18 protein-coding genes are annotated in these 15,338 nt (G+C 65.4%); 10 read left to right on the top strand and 8 right to left on the bottom strand.

What is annotated here, in order from left to right; genetic code table 11:
* Positions 1-39: 39 nt before the first annotated feature.
* The gene (locus CAL26_RS03425) at positions 40-1,347 is read left to right on the top strand and encodes a UDP-N-acetylglucosamine 1-carboxyvinyltransferase (RefSeq protein ID WP_094845496.1); all 1,308 of its coding nucleotides are present in this window, start codon (positions 40-42) and stop codon (positions 1,345-1,347) included.
* 28 nt (positions 1,348-1,375) lie between these two features.
* On the opposite strand, the gene CAL26_RS03420 is transcribed toward CAL26_RS03425, so the two are convergent.
* Positions 1,376-1,693, bottom strand: a complete 318-nt coding sequence (locus tag CAL26_RS03420; protein ID WP_094845495.1) for a DUF4148 domain-containing protein — start codon at positions 1,691-1,693, stop codon at positions 1,376-1,378.
* A gap of 357 nt (positions 1,694-2,050) precedes the next feature.
* On the opposite strand from CAL26_RS03420, the gene CAL26_RS03415 reads away from it, so the two are divergent.
* Positions 2,051-3,289 carry an ABC transporter permease gene (locus CAL26_RS03415; protein WP_094845494.1) on the top strand — a complete coding sequence of 413 codons (1,239 nt, stop codon included), beginning with the start codon at positions 2,051-2,053 and terminating at the stop codon, positions 3,287-3,289.
* Between the two features lie 73 nt (positions 3,290-3,362).
* Here CAL26_RS03415 and CAL26_RS28525 read toward each other — a convergent pair whose 3' ends face one another.
* Genes CAL26_RS28525 through CAL26_RS03405 form a run of 3 tightly spaced genes read right to left on the bottom strand, consistent with a single transcriptional unit; the run spans position 3,363 to position 4,969 of the window.
* Complete coding sequence (locus tag CAL26_RS28525) at positions 3,363-3,731, bottom strand: nucleotidyl transferase AbiEii/AbiGii toxin family protein (RefSeq protein ID WP_256987930.1); 369 nt, start codon at positions 3,729-3,731, stop codon at positions 3,363-3,365.
* Positions 3,700-4,383 (bottom strand): nucleotidyl transferase AbiEii/AbiGii toxin family protein, encoded by a 684-nt coding sequence (locus CAL26_RS03410; protein ID WP_256987929.1) that lies wholly within the window; start codon positions 4,381-4,383, stop codon positions 3,700-3,702. Before CAL26_RS03410 ends, CAL26_RS28525 begins: the two co-directional genes overlap by 32 nt.
* A complete protein-coding gene (locus CAL26_RS03405) occupies positions 4,376-4,969 on the bottom strand; it encodes a DUF6088 family protein (protein ID WP_094845493.1) in 594 nt (197 codons plus the stop codon). Before CAL26_RS03405 ends, CAL26_RS03410 begins: the two co-directional genes overlap by 8 nt.
* Before the next feature lie 176 nt (positions 4,970-5,145).
* Between CAL26_RS03405 and CAL26_RS03400 the strand changes: the two genes are divergently transcribed.
* The 3 genes from CAL26_RS03400 to CAL26_RS03390 are packed head-to-tail and all read left to right on the top strand — an operon-like array spanning position 5,146 to position 8,156.
* Entirely contained in the window at positions 5,146-5,355 is a 210-nt protein-coding gene (locus tag CAL26_RS03400; RefSeq protein WP_094845492.1) for a hypervirulence associated TUDOR domain-containing protein, read from the top strand.
* Positions 5,356-5,406: 51 nt separating this feature from the next.
* Positions 5,407-6,630, top strand: a complete 1,224-nt coding sequence (locus CAL26_RS03395) for a putative DNA modification/repair radical SAM protein (RefSeq protein ID WP_094845491.1) — start codon at positions 5,407-5,409, stop codon at positions 6,628-6,630.
* Positions 6,627-8,156, top strand: a complete 1,530-nt coding sequence (locus CAL26_RS03390) for a UdgX family uracil-DNA binding protein (RefSeq protein ID WP_094845490.1) — start codon at positions 6,627-6,629, stop codon at positions 8,154-8,156. The genes CAL26_RS03395 and CAL26_RS03390 overlap by 4 nt, the downstream gene beginning before the upstream one ends.
* Here CAL26_RS03390 and CAL26_RS03385 read toward each other — a convergent pair.
* Positions 8,153-9,076, bottom strand: coding sequence for a LysR family transcriptional regulator (locus CAL26_RS03385; RefSeq protein WP_094845489.1), 924 nt, complete (start codon positions 9,074-9,076; stop codon positions 8,153-8,155). The two genes, CAL26_RS03390 and CAL26_RS03385, sit on opposite strands and share 4 nt — an antisense overlap.
* A 117-nt stretch (positions 9,077-9,193) precedes the next feature.
* Between CAL26_RS03385 and CAL26_RS03380 the strand changes: the two genes are divergently transcribed.
* The 4 genes from CAL26_RS03380 (at position 9,194) to CAL26_RS03365 (ending at position 10,859) form a co-directional block, all read left to right on the top strand.
* The gene (locus CAL26_RS03380; RefSeq protein WP_094845488.1) at positions 9,194-9,808 is read left to right on the top strand and encodes an FMN-dependent NADH-azoreductase; all 615 of its coding nucleotides are present in this window, start codon (positions 9,194-9,196) and stop codon (positions 9,806-9,808) included.
* Between the two features lie 73 nt (positions 9,809-9,881).
* Positions 9,882-10,226: a DUF2322 family protein gene (locus tag CAL26_RS03375; protein ID WP_094845487.1), complete on the top strand. Its 345-nt coding sequence runs from the start codon at positions 9,882-9,884 to the stop codon at positions 10,224-10,226.
* 129 nt (positions 10,227-10,355) lie between these two features.
* A complete protein-coding gene (locus CAL26_RS03370) occupies positions 10,356-10,616 on the top strand; it encodes a hypothetical protein (protein ID WP_143277340.1) in 261 nt (86 codons plus the stop codon).
* Positions 10,617-10,670: 54 nt separating this feature from the next.
* Positions 10,671-10,859 (top strand): hypothetical protein, encoded by a 189-nt coding sequence (locus CAL26_RS03365; RefSeq protein WP_086063329.1) that lies wholly within the window; start codon positions 10,671-10,673, stop codon positions 10,857-10,859.
* 24 nt (positions 10,860-10,883) lie between these two features.
* Here CAL26_RS03365 and CAL26_RS03360 read toward each other — a convergent pair whose 3' ends face one another.
* Together CAL26_RS03360 and argH are read right to left on the bottom strand one after the other, a co-directional pair.
* Complete coding sequence (locus tag CAL26_RS03360) at positions 10,884-11,846, bottom strand: Bug family tripartite tricarboxylate transporter substrate binding protein (RefSeq protein ID WP_094845485.1); 963 nt, start codon at positions 11,844-11,846, stop codon at positions 10,884-10,886.
* A gap of 27 nt (positions 11,847-11,873) precedes the next feature.
* On the bottom strand, positions 11,874-13,406 hold the full coding sequence (argH, locus tag CAL26_RS03355; protein ID WP_094845484.1) for an argininosuccinate lyase: 1,533 nt from the start codon (positions 13,404-13,406) through the stop codon (positions 11,874-11,876).
* 143 nt (positions 13,407-13,549) lie between these two features.
* Between argH and CAL26_RS03350 the strand changes: the two genes are divergently transcribed.
* Complete coding sequence (locus CAL26_RS03350) at positions 13,550-14,506, top strand: LysR substrate-binding domain-containing protein (protein ID WP_094845483.1); 957 nt, start codon at positions 13,550-13,552, stop codon at positions 14,504-14,506.
* On the opposite strand, the gene CAL26_RS03345 is transcribed toward CAL26_RS03350, so the two are convergent.
* Positions 14,442-15,296: an EamA family transporter gene (locus tag CAL26_RS03345; RefSeq protein WP_094845482.1), complete on the bottom strand. Its 855-nt coding sequence runs from the start codon at positions 15,294-15,296 to the stop codon at positions 14,442-14,444. The genes CAL26_RS03350 and CAL26_RS03345 overlap by 65 nt on opposite strands.
* Positions 15,297-15,338: the final 42 nt, after the last annotated feature.

Below are 15,338 nucleotides of genomic sequence, written 5' to 3'. Positions count from 1 at the left end.
AGGCGCCTCTCATCGCGAGCCCGCATATCGACCCTCCCTATGTCGAACCTGATCGTAAACGGCGGCCTGCCGCTGCGCGGCAAGATTGTGCCGTCCGCCAACAAGAACGCCGTCCTGCCCATACTCTGCGCCACCCTGCTCACCGACCAGCCGTTGCGGCTGGTCGGCGTGCCCGAGATCACCGACGTCAAGAAGATCCTGGACATCTTCCGCACCCTGGGCAGCGACGTCGCCATGGATTTCACCATCGGCATCCTGGACCTGCACCACCGCGCGACGCGCTTCGATCCCGCCGAGCATCGGCTGCCGGAGGAAATGCGTTCTTCCATCATGCTGGTGCCGCCGCTGCTGGCCCGCTTCGGCGTCGCCCGCCTGGAGAACGACGTCAAAGGCTGCACCCTGGGCGTACGCGAAATCGATCCACACGTGGAGGTGCTGGAACGCTTCGGCGCCAGCGTATCCCGCACCGCCGATTCACTGATCGTCAGAACGGATCTGCGGGGCGGCATGACGGCCAACCACCATTGGCTGGACTACGCCTCGGTCACCACCACCGAAAATTTCGTGCTGTGCGCGGTTTCCGCCCGCGGCACCTCGACCCTGGTCAATGCCGCTTCGGAACCGCACGTGCAGGAGTTCTGCCGTTTCCTGGCGATGCTGGGCGCCAGCATCGACGGGATAGGCACGTCGCGGCTGAGCGTGGAAGGCGGCCACAAGCTGGATGGCGGCGAATTCCGCTTCAGCGAGGACTTCCACGAAATCGCGACCTTCCTGGCCTTGGGCGCCATCACGGGCGGCGACATCGCGGTGCGCAACACCGCGCCGGAACAGTTTCCGCTGATCGATCGGACGTTCGCCAAATTCGGGGTGGAGGTCTCGCATCGCGACGGCTGGTCGCGTGCGCTGCGCGATGGCCCCTTGCGCGTGCGCAAACCGTTCACGCAGAACATCCTGACCAAGGTGGAGGCCGCGCCCTGGCCCTATCTGCCGGTCGACCTGCTGCCCATCTTCATCGCCCTGGGCGTGCAGGCCGAGGGCAGCGCGATGTTCTGGAACAAGGTCTATGACGGCGCCATGGGGTGGTCCGTCGAGCTGTCAAAATTCGGGGCGCATGTTTTCCTTTCGGATCCGCACCGCCTGATCACTTTCGGCGGGCTGCGGCTCAGCCCCGCCAAGGTGGAAAGCCCCTACATCATCCGCGTTGCGATCGCCCTGCTGATGGTGGCAGCCAGCATCGAAGGACGATCGGAAATCACCAACGCGTTGCCGATCCGCCGCGCCCATCCCAACTTCGTTGAAAACCTGCGGTCTGTCGGCGCCAACGTCGACTGGACCAGCGGGGAATAGGACGCGGCGGGACGGGCGCGGCGACCGATCAGCCCTGGAACGGCATGTTGTCGGTGTCGCCGAACTTCATGTGGCTCAGGCCGCTGGGGTCATGCTGGCCGTCAGTGGCGACGCTCGTGCGCGGCGCGCTGGCGGCGGGCTGGGGCTTGAAGGGCTGGTTGTCCATGTCTTCGTTGCCCATCTGCCCCGCGGCGCGCGCGGTCTGCAGTTCCTGGGCGACCTGGTCGCGCGTCACGTTGCTGTATTGCTTGCCATAGACGCCCTGGAACGGCGTCGTCTGCGCCTGGGCAACGCCCACGCCCGCGGCCGCCAGAACCAAAGCGGAAACAATCGTCTTGATCTTCATGGCTGTACTCCTCGTCCTGTTTGGTTCGGGGGCGGGACACCGAGATCGGCGCCTGGTTGTGCCCTTCCGTATGGCCCGAATTCTGCGCGTCGCCGCGCGGCGGATAAATCGTCATGGCGAGAATCAATTTTTCAGAATCGAGGGTAATCCCTAGGCCGGCGCGTTTTCTGCTGGGACCCGGATGAACCTTTTTTGCAGGGGCACGGATGACGCCATTCGCACGGTTCCCCCACTCACGTTGTCAAAACATCACACGTATGTACCTAATTAGTGCCAAACCGGCGCGGCTGGGTTACTTTGCCGTGGATCAGGCGTGCCTGCCCGCGCGGCCCGCCACTGACGTATTGAAGGGCCGCGATGACGCTGCCGGTATCGACAAACTTCGCCCTGCGCCAGCTGGGCCACAAAGACCTGGGACTGGTCGCGGCGCTTGCGGGCGTCTGCGTGGCGGTAGTGCTGATTTTTATTCAGCTCGGCTTCAGGAACGCGCTCACGGATAGCGTGCTGAATTTCGATCGCGCGCTCGACGCCGATATCGTCCTGGTCAGCGCGCAGTTCGACACCATCGCGCATACCCCGCCGTCGTTCGCGCGCGGCCTCGTCTACCAGGCGCGCGACGTGCCCGGCGTGCGCAGCGCGACGCCCCTGTATGTGCACATGGCCCGACTGAGCCTGACCGAGCACGGCGAACCGCTCCCGGCCCGCGTCATCGGCGTCGATCCAGGGAACGCCGCGTTGCACGCTCCAGGATTGGTGCATCAGCAGATGCGGCTACGGCAGCCCGGCACCGGGCTGATCGACGCGCTGTCGCGCGGCCCTTTCGCCGATCGCGTCGAACAGGTGAACGACGGCGAGACGCCACGGGTCTATCTGCGCAATGCGAAACACCCGGGCAACCTCGTCGACGCCTCACGGCCGGAGCGTGCGCCCACGGGTAACGGCAGCGCCACGCCACCGCCTATCGACCTGATCGGCGCCTTCCAGCTGGGACCGGACTTCAACTTTCCAGCCAACCTGATCGTCAGCGACCAGGATTTCTCCCGCCTGTTCGATCAGCCCGCGGAACAGGTTTCGCTGGGCCTGGTCAAGATCGTCCCCGGGGCGAACGCCGAACGCGTCCGCGACGAACTGGCGCGCCGCATGCGCGGCAGCGCACAGGTATGGCTGAAGGAAGATCTCATCGCGCACGAGCGGAACCATTTCATTCATCGCACGCCGCTGGGCATCGTCACCAACTTCGGCATCCTGGTCGGCATCATGATCGGCGTTGTGTTCGTGCTGGAAGTGCTGCACGGGATCATCGAAAAGAACCTTGCCGAATACGCCGTCCTGCGCGCCGCCGGACGCGGCAACGGCTTTCTGCTGGCCCTGGTGATCCAGCTCGCGCTATTCGTCGCCGTCGCGACGTTCGCGGCGTCCCTTGCCGTCACCGCGCTGCTCTACAAGGTGCTGGAGCGCGCCACCCAGCTGAACTTCTCCATGGACGCCAGCATGGCCGCCTTGGTACTGCTCGCGACCCTGACCATGAGCGCCCTCGCCGTCGTGTTCGCGATGCGCAAGCTCCTGCAAAGCGACCCCGTTGATTCGTTTGCCTGATGGATACGCGCATCAACGTGGTGCATCCATGTTGAAGGCGGATGTGCCGCTGGTAGTGCCCGAAAAAGAGTAACTATGGCGGGGTAGCGAGATTGGCCCGAACGGCGATATCGGCGCATTGTTTCATGAGTTCTTCGAACGGCTCGGCATCGTCCAGCAGCAGCCCATCCTCGACCATGCGTGCGTAGTCGTCCTGCAAGGCTTTGAACGCCACCCCGTCTGGTACGAGGTGCAAGCCACCGCTCACAGCTGCGGTGTAATCGATCGAAGTTCGATCGGCGGCTTTCTCGGCGAAGAACATACCTTTATGCCTGGCAACGGCATTCGCCAGCTCACGATCCGCGAACGCCGCATCTGCGAGGCCCGCCTCATCCAGCCGCACGACATCATGCCAGTGCCGCGCGAATCGGTCACCCCGGAGGCGCTCCTGCAAGCAGAACACGTGGATCGCCGTGGTTTTTTTGCCAAAAGGTACGTTCGGCGTGCATCACGCGAGGACGTGCGGTGGGAAACGCCACGCCTTCCACAACATCAGATGCATCGCAAGCCACTGCGCGTGGACTCGCGGGTTCTCCAGTCGAGCGCGCGCCAAATTCGAGCATCACGCTTGGTGCCACATAGCCTGAACCGCCGACCGTGGGCTCGTAGTCTAGGTACAGCTTTTCGCCCTCGGTGCGCACCGCAGCAGGTAGTGCGTCGGCCTGCAGCGCATCCACGATGATCGGCTTCGCTGTCCCGGCAACCCACTCCGGAAGGCGCTTGCGCACTTCCGACGACCACCGCTTTTCTTCGCTACGGGTTCTTGGCAGCGCCTCACCCTCGTGATCCGTCATGTCCGGCACGATGGATCGAATATCGTAGGTCAGATCAACTTCTTCCGAAAATCGACGAATGACCCCATAGGCTTTCGACAGCGACGTACCGCCCTTGAATACCAGATGTTCGCCGAGTGCCGACCCATAGAGGATTGACAGCGCCCACACTACCCAAATGTCCTTTTCCAGAAGGTGAGCTGGCCGCCCCGTCCTGTCGGCCGCAACGCCCAGCACATCGCGACGGTCGCCAGCCGAAAGCTCAAGGAATGCGTCAGCCATACGCAACCTTCCCTACGCTGCGCGCAAGCCAGGTGGGCAACCGCGGCGCCGCGGCGACCAATTCGTTAAAGCTGCTCGGAGCGAGTCTGCGCTTCAGTGTTTTCAACGCGGACTCCGCCCTTTCTGGTCCCAGCCAGGCCAGAGCCCGCACAGCCTCGCCAGCAGGCTTGTCGGCGAGCGCGAGTTGCCACCGCGGCGCATGGCGCAGTTCTATGACCTGTTTGCCGAAATTCATTTTCCGGCTGCGACCGGAAGTCAGATAAATGGCGCGAACGGGCACCTGTGTCGTCAGCCCAAGCGTATTGGCAGCCGCCGCCCCGCTCGACACGATCACCTCACCACGCTGAGTGGCGAGCGCGTCGACTGCCTGCTGGACGGAAGGGGCCCTGACGCCAAAGCGGGTGGGGACCGGCCGAAGATAAATCCCACGTCCCGCGCGTATCAACCGTCCGCGCGCGGTCAACCGTGACAAGGCCTGATCCACCGCGGCGCGATTGCCGAGGTGCAGAAGGCTCTTGGCCGAAATGGGGGCACCTTCCGGCAGGGTGTCGGCATAAGCCAGGATTTGTTCGCTCAACCATTGCATACTGATCTCCTGTCAGAAATATAAACATTTTTCTGACACTCTGGCAAGGTTGCGGGCGCCCAATGCAGAAAAATCAGACCAAACCGCAGGCGACCAATCGAGTTCTCCTGCGGCATGCGTATTGCGTCGGTGGCCGGAACCGCGGCCGCCCGGCGCCGCGTTTGTGGAGTTGCGGCATGGCCAATCTTTCGAAGGGCGACAAGGTCCAGTGGGAGACCTCACAGGGGCGGACGGAAGGCACCGTTACGCGGAAGGTGACGGGGACGTCGAAGGCTGGCGGCCATGTGGCGAAGGCGTCGCCGGATCACCCGCAATATGAGGTGAAAAGCGCTCGTACCGGCAAGACGGCGATTCATAAGGCCGAGGCCTTGAAGAAGACGCGCTAGCGCGGGCGGGCCGCGTATAATACTGGATATAAACACAGCATATCCTCTGCCATGGAACTGCTTACCAAGCTGGAAATCCTTGCGGACGCGGCCAAATACGACGCGTCCTGCGCCAGCAGCGGCGCCCCCAAGCGGGACAGCCGCGGGCTTGACGGTCTGGGGGCGAGCACGGGCGCGGGCATCTGCCACAGCTTCACGCCGGACGGGCGCTGCGTTTCGCTGCTGAAAATCCTGCTGACCAATTTCTGCCAGTACGACTGCCAGTACTGCGTCAATCGGCGGTCCAGCAACGTGCCGCGCGCCCGCTTCGCGCCGCGCGAAGTGGTCGACCTGACCATGGATTTCTACCGCCGCAACTATATCGACGGCCTGTTCCTGAGCTCCGGCATCATCCGCAGCGCGGACTACACCATGGAGCAGCTGGTGCACGTGGCGCGCTCACTGCGCGAAGACCATCAATTCCGCGGCTACATCCACCTGAAAACCATCCCCGATGCCGATCCCAAGCTGATCTCGCAAGCGGGCCGGTACGCCGATCGCCTGAGCGTCAACATCGAGTTGCCCACCGATGGCGGCCTGCAGCGGCTGGCGCCGGAAAAGAGCGCCCATACGATCAAGCGCGCCATGGGCTCCATCCGCCTGGACCAGGAAACCGCGCAGGAAGAAGCCAAGGGCGCCAAGCGGCCGCCGCGCCATGCGCCGGCGGGCCAGAGTACCCAGATGATCGTGGGCGCGGACGACGCCGACGACCGCACCATCCTGCAGACGGCGCAGACGCTGTACGGCTCCTACAAGCTCAAGCGCGTGTACTACTCCGCGTTCAGCCCCATACCGGACAGTCCCACCGCCCTGCCCGCGCAAGCGCCGCCGCTGCTGCGCGAACACCGCCTGTATCAGGCCGACTTCCTGCTGCGCGGCTACGGATTCCGCGCGGAAGAATTGCTGCCCGGCGCGGGCGACCTGCCGCTGGACATCGATCCCAAGCTGGCCTGGGCCCTGGCGCACCGCGAATCCTTCCCGGTGGACATCAACCGCGCGCCGCAGCAGCTGATCGCGCGCGTACCGGGCATAGGCATGCGCAACGCCAAGCGGCTGGCCGATCTGCGCCGGCTGCGGGCGGTGCGCTACCAGGACCTGGTGCGACTACGCTGCGCGATGGACAAGGTCAAGCCTTTCATCGTGGTGCAGGATTATCGGCCGAGCCTGGCCGAGCCGCCTTCCGAGCAATTGCGGCGTTCGCTCACGCAGGCGCCCCAGCAATTATCGTTGCTATGAAGGACGCTCCGTCGCCGACACTGACGGTACAGGACGGCTATGCAGGCTGGCGCGATCTGGCGCTGCGCGCGCTTGCCCGTGGCTGGCCGCCGGAAGCCGTAACGTGGGTAGAACAGCTGCCGCTGCCGGGCGGCGGCGGAGCCGAGCAGATGTCGCTCGACTACGCGGCGGGCGACGTCCACGCCGCGCCGGCCAAGGCACAGGATCCAGCGGACGCACCGGCCGCACCGGACACCCCGGCGGCCGGGGCCCCGGCGCCCGCCGTACGCATTTCCAGGAGCCTCGCGACGCTGCTGCAGGACGCCGCGCTCTTTCGTTCGCCGCGCCGTTGGGCCTTCCTTTACCGGGTACTGTGGCGCTGGCAGCAAGGCGATCGCGCGGTGGAGTCGGCGGCGGACGAAGACGGCCAGCAACTGCACGCCATGGCCAAATCGGTGCGGCGCGCCAAGCACGACATGATCGCCTACGTGCGTTTCCATCAGGGCGAGCCGGGCACGATGCCTGAGTACCGGGCGTGGTACGAACCCGACCACGACGTCCTGGCCTACGCCGCCGAACACTTCGCGCGCCGCATGGGCAAATCGTCCTGGCTGATCGGCACCCCACAGGGCGCCGCGCTATGGGATGGCCAGGCGCTGCACCTGACCAACGCGCCGCCCGACGCCGATGCGATACGCGCCGGCGCCGCGCGCGACCAGGCCGAACCGCTGTGGCTGGCCTACTACCGGAACATCTTCAATCCCGCGCGGCTGAACGAAAGCGCCCTGCACCGGCAAATGCCGGTGCGCTTCTGGAAAGGACTGCCGGAAGGCCCCCTGATCCCCGGCATGATCGCCGACGCACGCAACGGCGCGCGCCGCGTGGCGCAGGCCAACACCGTGGGCGCGATGGGCGGCAAGCAGGTGGCCGTCGACGCGCGGCGCGCCCAGCCGGCCCGTCCGGCGCCGACCACCCTGGACGAATGCCGTCGCTGCGAACTCTGGCGCCATGCCACGCAAGCCGTGGCGGGCGAAGGGCCGGCGGACGCCCGCATCATGCTGGTGGGCGAACAACCGGGCGACCAGGAAGACCTGGCGGGCCGCGCTTTCGTCGGGCCGGCGGGGCAGGTGTTGAACGAAGCCCTGCAGCGCGCCGACGTACCCCGCCAGGACCTCTTCCTGACCAATGCGGTCAAGCACTTCAAGTGGTTTCCTCGGGGCAAGCGGCGCATGCACAAAACCCCCGCCCAGCAGGAAGTGGATGCCTGCGCGCACTGGCTGGAAGAAGAACTGGCGCGCGTACGGCCTGCCGTGATCGTCACCCTGGGCGCCACTGCGCTGGGCGCGCTCCTGCATCGCAAGGTCAGCATGCGGGATTATCTGGACGCGCCGGTCAGGCTGGGCGACGCCTGGCTGGTCGCCACCTGGCACCCTTCCTATGCCTTGCGGGTGGACGACGCCGAAGCGCGCGAAGAAATCGTCGCCGGCATCGCGCGCGCGCTCTGCCGCGCCCGCGATCTGTCGGACCAGGCCCTGGCCCTGCCCTAGGCCAGGTCTAATGACTGCTGCTGGAAGGACGTCTTCAACCGCTCGGTCAGGAAATCCAGCATGGCGCGCACGGCGGGCGTCATGCCGTGGCGCGACGGATAGATGCAATGCAGGATGCCGGTCTGCGACCGCCATTCCGGCAGCACATGCACCAGCCGGCCCTGGCGTCGTTCCTCGTGCGTGGCGGTCACCGGCAGCAAGGCGATGCCGCGCCCTTTCAACGCGGCCTCCACCAGCACCGTGAAATCGTTGCACACCAGGACCGGCCTGATCGGCACGTCGACCTGGACGTCATGCTCGTCCAGCAGCGTCCAGCGCGGCGCTTCGCCCGGCGCCGCGAAATGCAGGGCGGCATGTTCAGCCAGGTCCTGCACGTCGGCGGGCTGGCCCCAGCGCTGCAGATAGCCGGGGCTGGCCACCAGGCATCCCGACGCCTGGCCCAGGTGCCGCACCACGAAATCGGCATCGGTGTTCAAGCGCTCGCGAACGCGGATCGCCAGGTCGACGCCTTCGGCGATCAGATCGATGCGGCGATTGGTCACCAGCAGCTCGACCCGGATGTCCGGCCAGGCATCGAGAAATTCGGGCAGGATCGGCGCCACCATCCCCTGCGCGATGGCGACCGGGCAGCTCACGCGCACGGGACCCGAAGGCGCCGCCTTCATGTGCAGCATGGCGTCGTTGGCCGCGCGCGCGGCCGCGGAGATCTCCCGGCAATACTGCAGGTAGCGCTCACCCGCCGCGCTCAGGCGCAGCCGTCGCGTACTGCGCTGGAGCAGCCGCACGCCCAGGTTGGCCTCCAGCTCGGCGATACGCCGCGACAGCCTGGACTTGGGGACGTTCAGCGCCCGCGCCGCGGCGCTGAACCCACCGTATTCGATGACCTGGGAAAAGTAGTAGAGATCGTTCAGGTCCTGCATGTCCGCCGCCCATTGTTCTATTAATAGAACGATCCGTTCATCTTAACCCCCTTTTTGTGGCGAATCGATCTGCGTACAGTTTGCCCATCGCACACTCACTCCCGACGGAGATTCGCCATGAACATGCTTGTTATCCACTCCTCCATCCTGGGCGCCAATTCGAAGTCCCGCCTGGTCGCCGACCAACTGGTCAGCCGGCTTGCCGAGGCTGATCCCGGGATGACCATCCGCACGCGCGACCTGGGCGCGCAGCCGCTGCCTTACGTGGATGCCGGGCATCTGGGCGCGCTGTTCACGCCCGCCGACCAACGCTCGGCCGAACAGGCCCAAAGGGCCACCCTGGCCGACGAACTGATTGCCGAGATCACCCAGGCCGACCGCGTGGTTATCGCCGCACCGGTCTACAACTTCAATGTTCCGGCCCAGTTGAAGACCTATATCGATTACATCGCCCGCGCCGGGGTCACCTTCAAATACGTCGACGGCAAGCCGCAGGGCCTGCTGACCGGCAAGAAGGTCTACGTGGTGACCGCGCGCGGCGGCAAGACGGTGGGCACGGAGCTGGACCAGGCGACCTCCTACATGAAGATCGTCCTGGCTTTCCTGGGCATGGAAGACGTCACCTTCATCCACGCCGAAGGACTGAACATGGGCGAACAGGCCGCGGCCGCCGGACTGGAAGGCGCCCGCGCGCAGATCCATCGCCACGTGGTGGAACCAGCGCTGGCGTAAGTCGGCGGCCGGGCCGGCCCGCCATGGCGTCGTCGGATAACATGTCGGGCCGCAAAGCACTCAGGAAGGAACCATGCTTTCAACCATACAGCCCGGCCCCGTCTTCAAGGACAACCTGCAGCAGCTCCCGCCCGTCACGGCAATCGCGCGCATCGATCTGATCGATGCCGACGGCAGGATCGCCGGGACCATCGAAAACCAGCCGGGCAAACAGGGATCGTTGGCCGTCTATCACTATCTGGCGCGCGCCTATGGCGCCCTGGACGCCAAAGCGGCGGAGCATGGCCTCGCGGTGTTCGCCAAGCATACCGCCGACGCGCGCAACCGTCCGGGCGCACATCCCAATGTGGATAGGCTGCTCGCCATCGCCGATGGCGGGGCCGCGCTGCGCATCGAAGTGATACCGGCTCAGCAATAGCGACCACTGCAGGCCGGCGCAGGGAGCCGGCGGAGCATGCGCACGACCATGGCCGGGATGGGCCGGCACACCGATTGCGGCCTGTAAGGCAAGGGGCGGCTTCCGCCCCGGCACTTACAGGAGTCCGCCATGCTTCCCTATCCCGACCCGAACCGGGGTGCGCCCCGGCCTTCCAGGAAGGCCGATCTTTCCGACACTCGCCCCGACATGGACCATCCGCCTTCGGCGGAAGCGCAGGATGCGCCGCTGTTCGACCGCGCCACCGCCGCGGCTGAGCAGGATGCGCGCGCCGGCGAACCCAACGCCACGCAAAACCCCACGCCGCCCGACACGGGCCGCCACAACAAGCGTGGCACGCTGCGCCGTTCGCCCGACGATGAAACGGCATGACCACATCGCAATGTGGCATGGGCATGACAGCACGGTTTCGACAGGAGAATCATCATGGCCCCGCAACAAGGCAGCAGTCCTCTCGCGCCCCACACCGTCGATCGCCTCAAGGAAGACCGGCACGACGTCCCGCGGGACGTACCGCCGCGCGATGAGTACAACCCCAGCGACGGCCGCCTCGGCTCACGCGATACGGACGAGGAAAGCGAGGACGAAGAAGGCGATGCCGGCGACAAGGCCTGAAGCCGTGTCCCGTCGCGGCGGAGGTCAATTCGCCTGGATATGGGCGCCCTGGATGATGCGCGTCCAGCGCTCCGTTTCCTGCTCGGACTGCCGTGCGAGATCGGCGCTGCTGCCCGGAAACGGCAGCGCGCCCTGATCCGACAGGTGAGCAATCATCGCCTTTTCCTTCGCGATACCGACGATCGCGTCCTGCAGCTTGCGTATCACTTCCGGACGGGTGCGCGCCGGCGCCATCACGCCGTACCAGGACTCGACGACGGCATCCTTGACGCCCGCCTCCGCCAGCGTGGGCACGTCCGGCAGCGCCGGACTGCGCTGGTCGCTGGCGACGGCCAGCACGCGCAGCTGCCCCGCCTTGACGTAGGGCAGCACGTTGGGCAGGTTGGCGAACAGTATCTGCACCTGGCCTGACAACAGGTCAGCCGTCGCCGGCCCGGCCCCCCGGTAAGGCACATGCGCGAAACGCGCGCCCGATCGCAGCATGAACAGCTCGCCGGTCAAATGATTGACCGAGCCGATACCCGCCGATGCCATGTTGAGCTTGTCCGGGTTCTGCCTGGCGTAGGCCACCAGTTCGGCCACGGTCCTCGCCGGTGTGTTGGCGGAAACGGCCAATACATTGGGTACGGTGGCGAACAGCGCGACGGGCGCAAAATCCTTGGCGGGGTCGTAAGGAAGATCCCTGGACAGCAAGGGCTGGATGGATTGTTGGCCCATGGTCGCGAGCAGAAGCGTGTACCCATCGGGCACCGCCTTGGCGACGAAATTCGCGCCTATGCTGCCGCCCGCGCCGGGCTTGTTTTCCACGATGACGGGTTGGCCCAGCACTTCGGACAAGCGCGTGGCCAGCAACCGGCCCATCAGGTTGACGGTGCCGCCCGGCGCGAACGGCACGACCAGGGTGACCGGCCTGCCGGGATACGTCTGGGCCGCGGCAGGCAGGCACAGGCCCATCGCCAGTGCGGCGGCCGCCATGAGTCTTCGCATTGTTGTTCCCCTTGAAATGTTCCGGTGTCAGTGTGTTGTGTGGCAGGACGCACCGGCGTCCTTGGAAACCAGTTGTCCGATGCGCTCCCGCAATAGCGCGCGTGCGTCGCCGAACCGCCTCGCCGTCGCGTCGAACCCCTCGCCCTGGGCGGCCAGCGACACGCTTTGTTCTTCGATGCGCCGCAGCACCAGTGCGGGCGCGGGCGCCCCGTATGACAGTCGCGACGCCACATTGCGGACCGGGTCCAGGCAGGCGCGGATATCCTCTTCCCGCAATGAAACCGGCCGCCCCAATTGCTCCCGCGCGGCGGCATCGATCATCGCGGCCGTGATCTCGCTGGCTGGCAGCTTGCCTTCCAGCGCTTCGCGCACGACCGCTCCGATGATGTGATGGGCATCGCGAAAAGACACGTCCGCTTCGCGCACCAACAGGTCGGCCAGGTCGGTGACGGTGGAGAAGTCGCGTGCGGCACGACCCACCATGCGCGCCTGGTCGGGGACGACCCGCTCCACCAGCAGCCGGACCAGCTCCAGCGCCTTGAGCGCTTCTTCGCACGCTTCCCAGCAGGTGCGCGTGCTCTCGCGGCTGCTATCGCCGGAATGAGTGAAGTGAGTCGACTTGACGGTCGACATAGCGGCGGCGGTCAGGCCGATCAAGTGTCCCGTCTTGCCGCGCAAATATTCCAGCACGGCCGGGTTCTTCTTTTGCGGCATGATGCTGGACGTGCTGGCGACGCTATCGGGAAACGACAGATAGCCGAACTCCGGCGTGGACCAGATATAGAAATCCTGCACCATGCGGCTGCACGTAATCATCATGATCGATAGCGCGGCGCTCAGCTCCAGCGCGAAATCCCGCGACGCCACGCCATCCAACGCATTGTCCAGGGGACGGGTGAACCCCAGCATCGCGCTGGTCGCATCGCGATCGATGGCGAAGGACGTTCCCGCCAGCGCGCACGAACCCAAGGGTGAAGCATCGGCCCTGTCCAGCGCTCGCAGTACCCTGTCGATATCGCGCGACCATGCGTCCACCAGGGCCGACAGGTAATACCCATAGGTAATCGGTTGCGCGGCCTGCATATGGGTGTATCCGGGCATCACGTAATGCGCGTACCTGCCGGCCTGCGCCAGCGCGGCCCGCGCGACGCCGATCAACGCCTGGCCTATGCGCAAGGCAAAATCACGGGCGCGGATCCGGTCTATGGTCGCGCCGATGTCGTTGCGGCTGCGTGCCGTATGCAGGCGTCCGCCCACGTCCTGGCCCACCAGCTTGATCAGGTGGGCTTCGTAGTTGAAATACGCCTCTTCCCGCGCCGCGTCCAGCTCGACGGCGGCGGGGCCGTCCTGCTGCATCTTCATCAAGGCGCGCGCCAGCGTCCCCGCCGTGTCGTCGTCCAGGATGCGCTGTTCATGCAGCATCCAGAGATGGGCCTGGTTGATCTCGTTGAGCATCTCGAAGTTCGCGAAAAACTCGCGGTTCAGGCGCGGCAGGAAGATGTGCTGGATGACCTCGCTGGCCAGGGGCTGTTTCAGGCGGCTGCTGACTTTGGATTCCATATTGCTTGGCGTCGAAGCTGTGTGAACGGCTAGTCTCGGCCCGCGGCGCTGAATACGTCAAATTAGGTTTTCATAGCTGTTCATACAAAAATGATATGCTGCGCCGGGTGTGCGGACAGGCCGCGGAACGGGAGCATCGACGCATGAATTTCAAGCAGGTGGAAGCCTTTCGCGCAGTCATGATGACGCGTTCCATGACCACCGCGGCCGGCCTGCTGCACACCTCGCAACCCAATGTGAGCCGCTGGATCGCGCTCCTGGAAAAGACCCTGGGATTCGTGCTGTTCCAGCGCGTGGGTACCCGCCTGATTCCGACGCCGGAAGCGGAAGCCTTCTACGCCGACGTCGAAAGAGCCTTCATCGGCCTCGAATCGCTGAACGACAGCGCAAGCTCCATACGCCGGCGCGGAACGGGCATGCTGAGGGTGGGCGCGGTCGGTTCGATTACGCAATGCGTGATGCCCGACGCGATGCGTCTGTTCAGGCAGAAGTGCTCCGACATTCCGGTCGTCGTCAACACCGGAGGATCCGACGTCGTCGCCAAATGGGTGGCCACGGGCTACTGCGATATCGGGTTCAGTTCCATCCATACCGATGTTCCCACTCTGCATTACGAGCGCATCAATATGGCCCAAGGGGTGGGAATCGTCGCCAGCACGCACCGGCTGTCGCGCAAGAAGCTGTTGAAACCCACGGATTTCAAGGACGAGGCCTTTATTTCGCTACCCGCCGGCAGCTTCAATCGCGCGGCGATCGATCGCCACTTTCCCGACGACGCGCGGATACTTTCCATCGAAACCCCGTATGCCACCACCATCTGCACGATGGTCGCGAAGGGGCTGGGCGTTTCCATCGTCAATCCTATCGTGTCGCGGGCGCTGCGCGATGCGGGGCTACGCGAAATCGCATTCTCGGAGCAGGTGGAATTTCCCAGCTACGCCGTCACTTCGCATCAGTTTCCGGTCAATGTGCTGGCCCGCCGCATGGCGGAATGCGTGCGCGAGGTCTTCGGCGAACTCCACGGGCCGGGCGGCCTCAAGCGCCCAGGCATATCGCGCCGGCCGCCACGACCGAACACGCGACCCAGCGCTGGACGCTGACGGTCTCGCCCAGGAAGGTCCGGCCGATCAGCAGCGCGAACACCACGCTGGTTTCGCGCAAGGCCGATACCGCGCCCATCTCGCCCCACTGCATGGCCCAGATGACGATGCCGTAGGCGCCTATGGATACCAGTCCGCCCGCGATGGAGGTCCACACGGCGGCGGGCGCCCCGCGCGCCGGCGCCCACAGCGCGCGCACGCCCCTGCTGGCGATGAACAGCAAAGGCGTCAGCCAATAGAACAGGAACATCCACGCGATGTACGGCATGGCCTGGCCGTTCGACAGCCGCACGCCCATGCCGTCGATGACGGTGTAGATGGCGATCAGCGCGCCGGTGCCGAAGGCGGCCAGCAGGCCCAGGCGCGTGCCCTTTCCCGCGGACGGGCGCCGGTGCAGCGCCAGGGCGATGATGCCGCCCGACACCAGGGCGATGCCCAGCAGGCGCAGCGGCCCCATCTCTTCATGCGCGAAGATCGCGGCGCCCAGCGTCACCAGCAAGGGCGAAGAACCGCGCGCGATCGGGTATGCCTGTGTCAGGTCGCCGCGGCGATAGGAATGGACGAGGCTGGCGTTGTAGATCACATGCGTCAGGCCGGACGCGGCGATGTAAGGCCAGGCCGCCGGGTCCGGCAAGGGCAGGCAGGCGACGGCAACGGTGGACACCGCGGCGATCGCGATACTCATCCAGGCCATGGACAGCAGCCGGTCGGAATTGCCGTGCAGCATGGCGTTCCAGCTGGCGTGCATCAGCGCGGCAAGCAGGACGATACCGCCCGTGTAGCCCAACATCATGGATCCTTGGCCGTCGAGGATAAAGGAATAACGAAGATA

Origin of the sequence: Bordetella genomosp. 9, assembly GCF_002261425.1 — a bacterium.
Taxonomy (GTDB): Bacteria; Pseudomonadota; Gammaproteobacteria; order Burkholderiales; family Burkholderiaceae_B; genus Bordetella_C.
The sequence above is the reverse complement of the archived record's forward strand: the minus strand, read 5'-3'. Positions and strand labels throughout refer to the sequence as shown.

Bases quoted from the DNA above. Each gene is read 5' to 3' on its own strand.
- CAL26_RS03425 (WP_094845496.1), top strand. From the start codon at position 40: ATGTCGAACCTGATCGTAAACGGCGGCCTGCCGCTGCGCGGCAAGATT.
- CAL26_RS03420 (WP_094845495.1), bottom strand. From the start codon at position 1,693: ATGAAGATCAAGACGATTGTTTCCGCTTTGGTTCTGGCGGCCGCGGGC.
- CAL26_RS03415 (WP_094845494.1), top strand. From the start codon at position 2,051: ATGACGCTGCCGGTATCGACAAACTTCGCCCTGCGCCAGCTGGGCCAC.
- CAL26_RS03410 (WP_256987929.1), bottom strand. From the start codon at position 4,383: ATGGCTGACGCATTCCTTGAGCTTTCGGCTGGCGACCGTCGCGATGTG.
- CAL26_RS03405 (WP_094845493.1), bottom strand. From the start codon at position 4,969: ATGCAATGGTTGAGCGAACAAATCCTGGCTTATGCCGACACCCTGCCG.
- CAL26_RS03400 (WP_094845492.1), top strand. From the start codon at position 5,146: ATGGCCAATCTTTCGAAGGGCGACAAGGTCCAGTGGGAGACCTCACAG.
- CAL26_RS03395 (WP_094845491.1), top strand. From the start codon at position 5,407: ATGGAACTGCTTACCAAGCTGGAAATCCTTGCGGACGCGGCCAAATAC.
- CAL26_RS03390 (WP_094845490.1), top strand. From the start codon at position 6,627: ATGAAGGACGCTCCGTCGCCGACACTGACGGTACAGGACGGCTATGCA.
- CAL26_RS03385 (WP_094845489.1), bottom strand. From the start codon at position 9,076: ATGCAGGACCTGAACGATCTCTACTACTTTTCCCAGGTCATCGAATAC.
- CAL26_RS03380 (WP_094845488.1), top strand. From the start codon at position 9,194: ATGAACATGCTTGTTATCCACTCCTCCATCCTGGGCGCCAATTCGAAG.
- CAL26_RS03375 (WP_094845487.1), top strand. From the start codon at position 9,882: ATGCTTTCAACCATACAGCCCGGCCCCGTCTTCAAGGACAACCTGCAG.
- CAL26_RS03370 (WP_143277340.1), top strand. From the start codon at position 10,356: ATGCTTCCCTATCCCGACCCGAACCGGGGTGCGCCCCGGCCTTCCAGG.
- CAL26_RS03365 (WP_086063329.1), top strand. From the start codon at position 10,671: ATGGCCCCGCAACAAGGCAGCAGTCCTCTCGCGCCCCACACCGTCGAT.
- CAL26_RS03360 (WP_094845485.1), bottom strand. From the start codon at position 11,846: ATGCGAAGACTCATGGCGGCCGCCGCACTGGCGATGGGCCTGTGCCTG.
- argH (WP_094845484.1), bottom strand. From the start codon at position 13,406: ATGGAATCCAAAGTCAGCAGCCGCCTGAAACAGCCCCTGGCCAGCGAG.
- CAL26_RS03350 (WP_094845483.1), top strand. From the start codon at position 13,550: ATGAATTTCAAGCAGGTGGAAGCCTTTCGCGCAGTCATGATGACGCGT.
- CAL26_RS03345 (WP_094845482.1), bottom strand. From the start codon at position 15,296: ATGTTGGGCTACACGGGCGGTATCGTCCTGCTTGCCGCGCTGATGCAC.